The 11,460-nt window shown below is 69.0% G+C and carries 12 protein-coding genes; 4 read left to right on the forward strand and 8 right to left on the reverse strand.

Features of this window, described 5'->3' with window-relative positions; genetic code table 11:
* Window positions 1-50 precede the first annotated feature (50 nt).
* Together ACI48D_RS16675 and ACI48D_RS16680 are read right to left on the reverse strand one after the other, a co-directional pair.
* Window positions 51-494: a hypothetical protein gene (locus ACI48D_RS16675; protein WP_435572355.1), complete on the reverse strand. Its 444-nt coding sequence runs from the start codon at window positions 492-494 to the stop codon at window positions 51-53.
* Window positions 495-593: 99 nt separating this feature from the next.
* Window positions 594-2,405: an ATP-binding protein gene (locus ACI48D_RS16680; protein ID WP_435572356.1), complete on the reverse strand. Its 1,812-nt coding sequence runs from the start codon at window positions 2,403-2,405 to the stop codon at window positions 594-596.
* 135 nt (window positions 2,406-2,540) lie between these two features.
* On the opposite strand from ACI48D_RS16680, the gene wrbA reads away from it, so the two are divergent.
* Both wrbA and mntP read left to right on the forward strand, forming a co-directional pair.
* Window positions 2,541-3,140: an NAD(P)H:quinone oxidoreductase gene (gene wrbA / locus ACI48D_RS16685; protein WP_435572357.1), complete on the forward strand. Its 600-nt coding sequence runs from the start codon at window positions 2,541-2,543 to the stop codon at window positions 3,138-3,140.
* A gap of 217 nt (window positions 3,141-3,357) precedes the next feature.
* Window positions 3,358-3,924: a manganese efflux pump MntP gene (gene mntP / locus ACI48D_RS16690; protein ID WP_435572358.1), complete on the forward strand. Its 567-nt coding sequence runs from the start codon at window positions 3,358-3,360 to the stop codon at window positions 3,922-3,924.
* A 61-nt stretch (window positions 3,925-3,985) separates the two neighbouring features.
* Here mntP and ACI48D_RS16695 read toward each other — a convergent pair whose 3' ends face one another.
* The 6 genes from ACI48D_RS16695 to ACI48D_RS16720 all read right to left on the reverse strand — a co-directional run bounded on the left by ACI48D_RS16695 (window position 3,986) and on the right by ACI48D_RS16720 (window position 7,232).
* Window positions 3,986-4,330, reverse strand: a complete 345-nt coding sequence (locus ACI48D_RS16695) for a hypothetical protein (RefSeq protein ID WP_435572359.1) — start codon at window positions 4,328-4,330, stop codon at window positions 3,986-3,988.
* A gap of 16 nt (window positions 4,331-4,346) precedes the next feature.
* On the reverse strand, window positions 4,347-4,736 hold the full coding sequence (locus ACI48D_RS16700) for a hypothetical protein (RefSeq protein ID WP_435572360.1): 390 nt from the start codon (window positions 4,734-4,736) through the stop codon (window positions 4,347-4,349).
* A 97-nt stretch (window positions 4,737-4,833) separates the two neighbouring features.
* Window positions 4,834-5,121, reverse strand: a complete 288-nt coding sequence (merP, locus tag ACI48D_RS16705; protein WP_435572361.1) for a mercury resistance system periplasmic binding protein MerP — start codon at window positions 5,119-5,121, stop codon at window positions 4,834-4,836.
* 10 nt (window positions 5,122-5,131) lie between these two features.
* The gene (locus ACI48D_RS16710; protein ID WP_435572362.1) at window positions 5,132-5,485 is read right to left on the reverse strand and encodes a mercuric transporter MerT family protein; all 354 of its coding nucleotides are present in this window, start codon (window positions 5,483-5,485) and stop codon (window positions 5,132-5,134) included.
* Window positions 5,486-5,498: 13 nt separating this feature from the next.
* Window positions 5,499-6,623, reverse strand: a complete 1,125-nt coding sequence (locus ACI48D_RS16715; protein ID WP_435572363.1) for a transglutaminase-like domain-containing protein — start codon at window positions 6,621-6,623, stop codon at window positions 5,499-5,501.
* A gap of 36 nt (window positions 6,624-6,659) precedes the next feature.
* A complete protein-coding gene (locus ACI48D_RS16720) occupies window positions 6,660-7,232 on the reverse strand; it encodes a redoxin family protein (protein WP_435572364.1) in 573 nt (190 codons plus the stop codon).
* A gap of 154 nt (window positions 7,233-7,386) precedes the next feature.
* Between ACI48D_RS16720 and ACI48D_RS16725 the strand changes: the two genes are divergently transcribed.
* Together ACI48D_RS16725 and ACI48D_RS16730 are read left to right on the forward strand one after the other, a co-directional pair.
* Entirely contained in the window at window positions 7,387-9,219 is a 1,833-nt protein-coding gene (locus tag ACI48D_RS16725; protein WP_435572365.1) for a family 43 glycosylhydrolase, read from the forward strand.
* A gap of 100 nt (window positions 9,220-9,319) precedes the next feature.
* Window positions 9,320-11,314, forward strand: coding sequence for a glycoside hydrolase family 2 TIM barrel-domain containing protein (locus ACI48D_RS16730; protein WP_435572366.1), 1,995 nt, complete (start codon window positions 9,320-9,322; stop codon window positions 11,312-11,314).
* Window positions 11,315-11,460 lie beyond the last annotated feature (146 nt).

The following is an 11,460-nucleotide window of genomic DNA, read 5'->3' on the forward strand; positions in this document are numbered from 1 at the left end:
CAAAAGGAGAGCACGGCGGGCAGGGCGCCCGCCGCATGGGTGGATGATGCTTACAGTTGATCGTCGGCGCCGGAGTCGTCCTCGCTCAGCCGATTCTGTCCCTGCTGGCGCTGGCCCCGCTGCTGGCCGCTCTGCCCGCCCTGGCTGCCCTGCTGGCCGCTCTGGCGGTTGCCGCTTTGCTGTCTGCCTCCCTGTTGCTGGTTGCTCATGTTACCCATGTTGCCGGATTGCTGATTCAGATTTCCTCCTTGCTGGCCGGCCTGGCCGCGCTGCGAATTGCCCTGGGCGGGTGTTCCGCCCGGCTGGCCGGTGTTGCCCGATTGCAGGTTGCCCGAGTCGGAGAGGTCGGGTGCGCCGACGCCGCCATCGCGGCCACCGTCGTTGAGGTTGCCCGTGGTGCCGGTCTTGCCGGCGCTACTGGTGCCGACGCCGCTCAATTCGTCATAGTTGCGGCCCTTCATGCCTTTACCCTTGTATTCCTGGTTACTTGGCATAATCGCTCCTTGTCTGTGCCGAAAACCCCATGGTAAGCCGCTCACCGGAGCGGACAATCGGAAAACAGGCGAGAGCGACGTAGGATATCTCGGACAGGCCTATCCAGGAACCTGGGCCGGCGCCTCCGCCAGCGGAAAGCGCAAAGTGAAGGTGCTGCCCATGTCAGGCCCGGCGCTGTAGGCGGCCGCGCTGCCGCCGTGCAGTGCCGTGAGTTCACGCACCAGCGCCAGGCCCAGCCCGAGGCCGCCTTGGGCGCGGTCGATCCCGGTCGGACCCTGCACCAGCGCGTCGAAGATCGTCGGCAGGGTGTCGGCATCGATGCCGACCCCGGTGTCGCTCACCTCGATCACGGCGTCGCCGCCGTCGGCATGGGCGCGCACCGCGATCGTGCCGCCCTGCGGCGTGTACTTGATCGCGTTGTGCAGCAGGTTGTCGAAGATCTGTTCGAGGCGTGTCGGGTCGGCGTCGATCCACAGGCTGGCGGCATCGACCTGCCAGGCGTGGGCGCCGGCGTCGGCCAGCGTGCGCGTCTCGCAGCAGCGGTGCAGCAGGGCGCCGGCGTCGAGGCGGCCGCGCCGCAGGTCGACCTTGCCGGACAGGATGCGGCGCACGTCGAGCAGGTCGTCGACGATGCGGGTGAGGTGGCACACCTGGCGCCGGCCGATCGCGCGCGCGTGCTGCGCCAGTTCCGGCTTCACGTCCGGCAGGTCGAGCGCCTGGATCGCGCCGGCGATCGCCGCCAGCGGATTGCGCAGCTCGTGGCCCAGCATGGCAAGGAAGCTGTCCTTGGCCTTGCTCTGGGCTTCGGCCTGGCGCCGCGCCTCGTGTTCGCTGCGCAGCAGGGCTTCGCGTTCGTCCTGCAGGCGCTGGCGGGCGCCGCGCTCGCGCGCCAGGTCGGCGCTGGTGTGGCGCAGGCCGTCCAGCAGCATGTCGACTTCAGCGACCCGGGTCGGCGCGCACGGCGGCGCGGCGCCGCTGGCCAGTGCCTGGGCCGCCGTGCGCGCCTGGTCCAAGGACATCGACAGGCGCTTGGCGAGGAACACGGCAATCGCGGTCGCCAGTCCCATCATCCCCAGCAGGGACAGGGCCGCGTACACGGTCGCGGTGCGCGCCCGGGCTTCGATCTCGGGCGCCGGCACGCCGATCGCCAGGGTCCAGCCGGACAGCGGGGCGCGTGTATAGACGCTGTAGACGTCGATCCCGTCGAGGGTCGTGTGGCGCACGATGCCGTTCGGCTGGCGCCGCGAGGCGCGGTACAGCTCGGGGCGCACCGGCTTGCCGACCAGCTCCTCGGCGTTGCGGTTGCGCGCGATCGCGATGCCGTTGGCGTCGAAGATCGTGATCACCCAGCCGGGCCCGATGGCGGGATCGCGGAACACCCGCGCGAAGTAGCTGGCGTCAAAGATCTGGCTGACCACATAGGGTTCGCCGAACCTGCGCGGGACAGGCACGTCCACCGAAATCGTGGGGCGGTGCGCCAGGGTGCCGAAAAAATACCCGGACACGCGGGTGTTCTGGGTGTCGTAGACCTCGCCGACCCACTTTGCCGAAAACACCGGAAGCGGCGCCCCCCACGGCACCAGGGTGTTGAGCATCGGCTTGCCGCTGCGGTGCATCAGCAGGGTCCAGGACCAGGGCGTGGCGGCGTTCATTGCGCTGGCCTCGCGGTGCAGCTGGGCGAAGTCGCCGCGGCGCAGCGCTTCGGAGTTGACGATGCCGCGCAGCGAGGCCTCGGCCACCGCGATTTCGCGGTCGATCAACAGTGCGGTGGCGCGCCCCGTCTCCTGCACGCTGCGGATGCGCGATTCCCGTTCCGAGTCCAGCAGCCGCGACAGGCCCGCGGACGCGACCAGCGCCGCCGGCACCAGGATCGCGGCCGCCATCAGGATCAGGTAGGTACGCGCTTTCATGCTGAGGAAATAGTTGCTGACGGGCGGCATTGTACTTCTATACACAAACCACCGCTCGGCTTTCTGGCGCGCGTCCCGCCGTGTCGCTTTCGGATAGCATGGCGCCCACATCCATCATTCACGGGAGGGCACGCCATGGCGAAAGTACTGGTTCTGTATTACTCCACCTACGGTCACATCGAGCGGATGGCGGAGGCGGTCGCGGAAGGCGCGCGCGCGGCCGGCGCCACGGTCGAGCTCAAGCGGGTGCCGGAGACGGTGCCCGAGCACATCGCCGGCCCGGCCCACTTCAAGCTCGACCAGCAGGCGCCGGTCGCCACGGTCGACGAGTTGCCCGGCTACGACGCGATCATCATCGGCACGCCGACCCGCTACGGACGCATGGCCTCGCAGATGGCGGCCTTCCTCGACCAGACCGGCGGACTGTGGGCGCGCGGCGCCCTGCATGGCAAGGTCGGCGCCGCGTTTACCTCGACCGCGACCCAGCACGGCGGCCAGGAGACCACCCAGTTCTCGATCATTACCAACCTGCTGCACCTCGGCATGGTGGTGGTCGGCCTGCCGAACAGCTTCGCCGGCCAGATGACGCTCGACGAGATCACCGGCGGCAGCCCCTACGGCGCCAGCACCATCGCCGGCGGCCAGGGCCAGCGCCAGCCCAGCGAACTGGAGCTCGAAGGGGCGCGCTTCCAGGGCGACCTGGTGGCGAAGACGGCGGGCAAGCTGTTCGGCTGAGCAGTTATCGGGTATCATGGCGGCACCCATTGGGGAGTAGCCTGCTTCCGTCCTCCGGAAGTTCCCGTATCAACATACTCGTCGCCGCTGATATACACAGCGATACACAGCGACGTGGTACGGGCAGCCGCATCGGTTGGCAAGACCTTTGGCATACCGCACGCTTTTGACCGGGCCGTGCGGCATGCCTTCGTCATTGCCCGGCCAGCGAGAAACCATGAATGTAGCCGCCACGCTAGCCATCGCGCTTGCGATGTCCACCGACGCCTTCGCCGTCGCCATCGGCAAGGGCGCAGCCCTGCACCGCCCCCAACTCAAGGAAGCCCTGCGCACCGGCCTGATCTTCGGCGTGATCGAGGGCCTGACCCCGCTCGTCGGCTGGGCCCTGGGGAGGGTCGCGGCGCCCTATGTGGAAGCCTGGGACCACTGGATCGCCTTCACCCTGCTGGGCGTGCTCGGCCTGCGCATGATCCACGCCAGCCTGACTGCGGACGAGGAGGAACAGGAAAAGCCGAGCAGCCATTCGTTCTGGCTGCTGGCGATCACCGGCTTCGCCACCAGCATCGACGCGATGGTGGTGGGCGCCAGCCTGGCCTTCATCGACGCCAACATCTTCACCACCGCCGGCGCGATCGGGCTGGCGACCTTCATCATGGTGACGCTGGGCGTGATGCTGGGCCGCGGCCTGGGCCACCTGGTCGGCAAGCGCGCCGAACTGGTCGGCGGGCTGGTGCTGATCGCGATCGGCGGCCTGATTCTGTACGAGCACCTGAGCGCGGGTTGAGGCGCCGTCCGGCTCGAAGCGAGCGGCTACGTGGTGTCCGCCAGGGATTTTTGACTGGCAATCACAAATCGCTGGGCTGCGGCGTCGGCAGGTAGTGCTCGCGCGCCTCGCGCGTCAGCTCGGCGATGCGGCGCAGGCAGTCCAGGGTCGGCGCCCCGGCCGCCGCATCCGCGCCCTTGGCGTAGAGGCGGGCGAGCTGGGTCGCCACCGCGGCCGCGCCGGGGATCTGGTCGCGGAACAGCTTGATCAGGCCGACCACGGTCTCGTGCACCGGCGCGTGCAGGGTGCGCGCGATATGCTTGCCGCCGGGGTCGAGCGCCAGCGATTGGGCGATCGTGTGTTCGAATTGGGTTTCCGCTCGCTGGATGAGCATGCGGATCTGTCCGGGTGTGAACTGGTGTCGCATGGTCGCCTCGTCCTTGTTATCGGTCCGCCCAGGCAGGCTCGCCCTGGTGCTCCGGCCGCAGGCGGGCGTGCAGCCTGCCCGGCCTGACCCGCAACGGTGCGCGCGGCGTGGTCGAGCGCACCGGCGTCAGTTCTCCTTCGTAGGGGGCGGTGGCGGGGTCGATCTCGACCGGTTCGCCGTCGCGCCCCGCGCCGGCCAGGTAGTGGGCAATCGCGATCTTCACGATCGCGCGGTTGCTGAGCTCGGCCGTGAGCCGGACCTTCCGGTTGTAGTACAGAAATGTGACGGTGTCGCCGTCCGGAGCTACGATGTCCACCTTCTTCGGCAAAGAGAATCCGTAGCGTCCGCTTGCCCACAGCTTGACCGCGCAGGCACCGGTATCGTGTGATGAAAAAGTAAAGTTCATGCAGGAATCGTAATCCCGCATATGGCCGCGCACGTAACGAAATTGTTCCAAACTATTACGGCGGGAATACTTCTTTCCTGCGATCAGCTAATTGCCGTCAGCGTACGGTCTTCAGCATCGAGGGATAGCCGACTTCCTCGGTCGCCTTCTTCAAGTCGGCGACGCTGGCCTGGGCGTCGTCATAGACGATCACCGCTTCGCGCTTTTCGTAGCTGACCTGCACCTTCGTCACGCCCGGCACCTTGGCCAGGGCGGCCTTGATGGTGATCGGGCAGGTGGCGCAATCCATGGTCGGCACGTTCAGCTTGACGGTCTGCGGCGTGGCCAGCGCGAGGGGCGCGGCGCAGGCAAGGGTGATCAGGGACAGGGCTTTCAGCGTTTTCATGGTCGTGGTCTCAATAGAACAGGGGAGCGATCAGCGGGAAGCCCAGCAGCAGGCCGATGAACACGGCGCAGCCGAGGAACAGCTTGCGCATCGCCGGCCGGGTGGTGGCGCAGTCGCGGTCGTCGACCGCGCAGCTTGCCGCCGGGCGGAACAGCAGCCAGCCGGCCCAGCCCAGCGCGCCCACGGTCAGCGCGATGGCGTAGGGCGTCAGCGGCTTGAGCGCCGTCAGGTGCACCATCCAGGCGCCGGTGATCCCGACCAGCACCAGCGCCAGCGGCAGCACGCAGCAGGTCGAGGCCAGGATCGACGCCAGTACGGCAAAGGCGAGCAGGCCGCCAGCCTTGCGCTCGGGTGCTTGGCTCATCGTCGGTTCCGGCTCAGATGGCGCGCGCCGTGATGGTGTACGCGAAGCTGTCCGGCGCCAGCGTGTCGTAGGGCTCGCCGCGGTTTTCCGCCTGCGGGTACATCAGGAAGCCGACCTTGCCCGCCTGCGAGCCGGGCAGGCGCACGTCGTGGGCGAAGTTATAGCCCATCCAGTTGCCTTCCCAGCCGCCGAACAGGGCCTGCTTGACCGGCGCCACCAGCGGGTGGTCGGGGTCCTTGATCCAGTTCGGGGTCTCCTGGCGCATCACCTTGGCGACGTCGGCCGGATCCATCGCGACCCAGCCGTGCTGCTTCAGGTAGACCTCGGCGCGGCAGTGCTGAGCGCCCTGCAGGGATGCCGGCTTGCCGCCCAGCTCCTTGTAGCCGAAGGCGCTCGGGGCGATGCGGATGCCGTAGACATCGCGCGCCGGCACGCCGGCGGCACGGCACAGGCCGACGAACAGGCCGTTCAGGTCGGCGCACTTGCCGCCGAAGTTGCCGGTCTCCAGCATGGTCTTGATGTCGCCGGTACCGCAGCCTTTCACCTTCGGTTCGCGGAAGGTGTTCAGCACGATCCAGTCGTAGATGCGCTGGACCTTGTCTTCGTCGGTGCGCGCACCCGAGGTCACCTGCAGCGCGGTCTTCCTGACGATGCCGTCGAGCGGCATCAGGTCGGTCGGCTGCAGCCACAGGCGCAGGTCCTCGCCGGATTCGGCGCCCGGCGTGCGGGTCTTCCAGTTCTCGGCGCGGTCGCGCGTCTGCACGCGCGAAACCACTTCCAGCAGCGGCGGGGCGCTGCCGTCGAATTCGGCCATCAGGAAGCGCGCGCCGTAGTGCGGGTCGGCGCCGGCGCGCATCGACTTGGCGTTGCCCGACCAGTTGTTCGACAGCGTGCGCTGCCAGTCGGTGTCGACCGCCGGCAGCGGCACCCAGATCGTCGACGGACCGGACGCGCGCTGCAGGTTCACGCGGGTCACCACTTCATAGCTCTTCCACTCGCCCGGGCGCGGGTCGAAGTGGCGCTCCTGTTCCTGTGCCTGGGGCTGCGCCAGCAGGGTGCGCGGCAGGGAGCCGGCCAGCAGCGCGCCGGTGGCGGCCTTGAGGAGGGCGCGGCGGCTCGAAGGTTTGGTGTCGTCCATGATCGGTCTTCCTATTCGGATGTCGTTGATTATTCGTTATTCGTGCTGTTCGGCCAGCAGCGCGTCGATCGCGGACTGCAGGCGGGTGTCGCCGGCGCCGATCTCGCCCACGCTGCGCCAGCGTGCGCGGCCCTGGCGGTCGACCAGGATGGTGGTCGGCATCACGCCGGCGGTCCAGGCCTTGAACATGTCGCCGGAACGGTCGCGCAGCACGGGGTAGGCGAACGGATGGGCGGTCGAGAAGCGCTCGACGCTGTCGAGCGGCTCCTTGTAGTTCACGCCGACCACCGCCACCTTCGCCGGGTCGCGCCGGGCCAGCGCATTCAGGACCGGCAGCTCGTCCACGCAGGGGGCGCACCAGCTGGCCCAGAAATTCACCACCACCACCTTGCCGCGCAGCCGGGCCAGGTCCCAGTCCTTGCCGTCCACGCCGGCGAGGCGCAGGACCGGCGTCGCCAGCTTCGCGGGCCAGGGCTTCAGGTCGGCATCCGCGGCGCATGCCGCGGGGCTGCCGGCCACTGCGGCCAGCAGGCAGGCGATAACCGGGAGGAAAGGGCGTGAAATCCTGGTCTGCATCGTCGTCGGCACGGCTGGGGTAAAGGGCGTCATGATACCAGAGTAGCCGGAACGTCGTTCCGGGCATTGCCCGAAACGACTCCCCGCACAGGCCGGGACCGGTACGACGCCGATTGGCGGTTTCCAAACGTGCAACAAGCCTCCGAACGCTGCGCTATTCTCTTCGGCAAAAATCCCGGAGACGCCCATGCACCCGTTCCGATCCCTGGCGGCGCAGTTGTTCGCCGCGCTGCTGTCGCTGCCCCTGCTGGCCACGGCCGATCCCGCACCCGGTTCCGCCACCCGGGCCTACCACAATCCGCTCAGTGTGCGCCTGGCCAGCGGCGAAGCGGCGCAGAACTGCGCCGACCCGGCGGTGCTGCGCGATCCGCGTGCCGACAAGCCTACCTGGTACCTGTACTGCACCAGCGACCCGGTCAGCAAGCGCGAACGCGACCCGCAGGGCAAGGACGGCGGCTGGCACTTCCGGATGATCCCGATCTACCGCTCGACCGACCTGGTGCACTGGGACTTCGTGGCCGACGCCTTCTCCGACCGCCCGGCCGGGCTGGCCGCGCCGACTTCCGGCCTGTGGGCGCCGGAACCCGAATACCTGAACGGCCGCTACTACCTGTATTTCACGGTCACCGACGTGGTCGACGCCCACAGCCCGGAACCCGGCTGCGCCAACGACAGCGCGATCGGCGTCGCCACCGCCGACGCGCCGGCCGGCCCCTGGCGTGCCAGCACGACGCCGGTGGTGATGCCGCGCCGCGCCGGTCCCGGCTGCAGTTTCCACTGGACCTTCGACCCGAAAGTGATCGAGGACGAGGGCCGCAAATACCTGTACTACGGCAGCTACGGCGGCGGCATCTCGGTCCAGCGCCTGAGCGCCGACGGCCTGCACGCCATCGGTGCGGCCGTGCTGGTGGGCGCGACCGGCCGCTACGAAGGCGCGGAAGTCAAGCGCCACGACGGCTGGTGGTACCTGTTTGCCTCCGCCACCGACTGCTGCAACGGACCGCTGACCGGCTACGCGGTCTACGTCGGCCGCGCGCGCAGCCCGGAAGGCCCCTTCCTCGACCGGCTCGGCAACGACATGGCGAAGGGCCGCGCCGGCGGCACGCCGCTGCTCGGCCAGAACGGCAACCGCTGGGTCGGGGTCGGCCACAACACCGTGTTCCTTGATGCCGCCGGGCAGTGGTGGACCATCTACCACGGCATCGACGTCAACCAAGCCTTCTTCAGCGCCAAGGACAAGCTGACCCGGCGCGTGGCCCTGCTCGACCGCATCGACTGGGTCGACGGCTGGCCGGTGGCCGGCGGCGGACTGGCGCCGAGCGACCGGGCGATGGCGGCGCCGATCGTCGTCGAGGGCGCGCAGCCCGACGCCCATCCGCTTGCGGAGCAGGCGGCCGTGCCGCGCGTGCGCCCGCTGTGGAGCGACGATTTCCGCGGCGCTACGCTGAACCCGCGCTGGAGCTGGTTGCGCCCGCGCGCGCGGGACGCCTGGTCGCTGGCCGGCCGCGGGCTGGTGATGGCCACCCAGGACGCCGACCTCTACATCGACCGCAACACGGCCAGCGTGCTGCAGGCGTCGCTGCCGGCGGGCGACTACCGCATCGAGGCCGAGCTGAGACTGGACGCGCCGGAAGACTGCTGCGCCAGCGCGGTGCAGGCCGGCTTCGTGGTGATGCGCGACGACGACAACTACGTCAAGCTGGTCGAGATGGCGCGCGAGGGCCTGCGCCAGGTCGAGTTCGCGAAGGAAGTCGCGCCGGTCGAGCAGTACCACCCGCGCTACGGCAATACCGTGGTCGGCACGCCCGGCGCCGCCACCTGGCTGCGCCTCGATGTCCACCGGGAGGGGGGGCAGGAACGTTATAGGGCATATTCGAGCCAGGACGGACGCACCTGGGTCGGCGGCGGCACCTGGGTGCACCGCCTCGGCGCCAAGGCCCGGCTGGGGCTCGTCGCGATGGGCGGCGCGGGACAGCGCGCCACCTTCATCCGGGTCGCCGTCGGCAGCCTGTCGCCATAAAAACACAGGGCGTGAAAGCGTTTGTAACGGTGCGCGAAAGCGCTTGCTTTCGCGGACGGCGGGTCATTAAATAAGCTCAGAAGAACACAAGGAGCACATCGTGGAATACCCCCGCCCCCAACTGCGGCGCGCCACCTGGCGCAGCCTGGACGGCCCATGGCAGGCCATGCTCGACGATACGGCGGCGTGCGCCGATCCGGTCGAGGTGAGCTGGGACCGCACCATCGTCGTCCCGTATCCGCCCGAAGCGCGCGCCAGCGGCGTGAACGACCGCGGCTACCGCCGGCGCATCTGGTACAAGCGCCAGATCCAGCTCGATCCGTCGATGGCGCCGTCGCGCGAAGAGCGCCTGATGCTGCACTTCGGCGCCGTCAACTACCGGGCCCGGGTCTGGGTCAACGGCCGCTTCGCGGTCGAGCACCACGGCGGCCACAGCCCGTTCTCGATCGACGTCAGCCGCCACCTCGACGGTTCGCTGCTCGAGGTGGTGGTGCAGGCCGAGGACGATCCGCAGGACATGCACAAGGCGCGCGGCAAGATGGACTGGGAGCCGGAGCCGCACAAGATCTGGTACCCGCGCAGCAGCGGGATCTGGCGCACGGTGTGGATCGAGAAGGTGCCGCGCGCCCACGTCAGCCAGCTGCGCTGGACCGCCGACGTCGCCTCGTGGCAGATCCGGCTCGACGCCGACGTCGCCCACGTGCCCGAGGGCGGGATGGCGAACGTCACGCTGCGGCTGGGCGACAAGCTGCTGGTGGCCGACCGCTGCCTGCTGACCGGCCCGCGCCTGTCGCGCATCTTCCAGTTGCCCGACCCCGGCATCGACGACGCCCGCGCCCTGTGGATGTGGAGTCCCGAAAGCCCGCAGCTGATCGACGCCGAAGTCGAGATCCGCAGCGCCGACGGCAACCTGATCGACAGCGTGCAGAGCTACACGGCGCTGCGCACGGTCGGCGTCGAGGGCGACCGCTTCGTGCTGAACAGCCGGCCCTACTACCTGCGGATGGTGCTCGACCAGGGCTACTGGCCGGACAGCCTGATGGTGGCGTCCAGCGACCAGCTGCGCCATGACGTCCTCCTGATCAAGCGGCTCGGCTTCAACGGCGTGCGCAAGCACCAGAAATCCGAAGACCCGCGCTGGCTCTACTGGTGCGACGTGCTGGGCCTGTGCGTGTGGGGCGAGATGCCCTCGGCCTACGGCTTCTCCAGCGCCACCGTGCACGGTGTGATGGAAGAGTGGAAGGAGCTGGTCGAGCGCGACGTCTCGCACCCGTGCATCGTGGCCTGGGTGCCGACCAACGAGTCCTGGGGCGTGCCGGAACTGATGAACGACCGCCGCCAGGTCGACTTCGTGCGCGCCCTGTACCACATGACGCGCGCGCTGGACGGTACCCGCCCGGTGGTCGGCAACGACGGCTGGGAGATGCCGTGCGGCGACCTGGTCTGCGTGCACGACTACGAGCAGGACCCGAAGATCCTGCTGGAGCGCTACGGCAGCCGCGACGCCGTCGCCTACACCCTGCAGCACGTGCAGCCCGACCGGCGCCGCCTGCTCATCGACGGTTTCAACGGCATCGGAAAGCCGCTGTTCCTGTCCGAGTTCGGCGGCATCGCGCTGATGAAGGGGGCCGAGGAGAAGGGCTGGGGCTATTCGGTGGCGAAGGACGGCAAGGAACTGCTGGCACGCTACGAGCAGCTGATGGCGGCGCTGCACGCCTGCCGTCCGCTGTCCGGTTTCTGCTATACCCAGCTGACCGATACCTTCCTCGAAAAGAACGGCCTGCTCACCGAAGACCGGGTGCCGAAGGCGCCGGTCGAAGCGCTGGCCAAGGCCACGCGCGGGCCGAACGCGTACTTGCACGACTGGTACCAGGACCCGCTCGGCCACGGCAAGCGCTGGCAGGCGAGGCGCGGGCCGGATTTCCCGATAGAATGGACGCGCGTCGGAGAAATTGCGGAAGTGATAGCCTATCCGGGCGAGCGGCCGGCCGATCCGCCGGTGACTCCGCCGGCGACTCCTCCGGCCGGGGCGGGCGGGTTCGAACGCCGGGGCCGTGGCGGCGCGGGAGCGCGCCCGCGGCGCAAGGCGGCCTAAGCCGGGATAGGCACCGGGACAAGCACTACCGGGCGGCGCGCTAAGAACAATTAAACGAAATGGGGACGACGACGTGGCAAGACGAGGACTGAACCTCGCTACCGCCGTCGCGCTGCTGGTGACGCTGGCCTCCGGGCCGGCGCCGG

This window comes from Massilia sp. LXY-6 (assembly GCF_051233485.1).
Classification (GTDB): Bacteria; Pseudomonadota; Gammaproteobacteria; order Burkholderiales; family Burkholderiaceae_D; genus Telluria.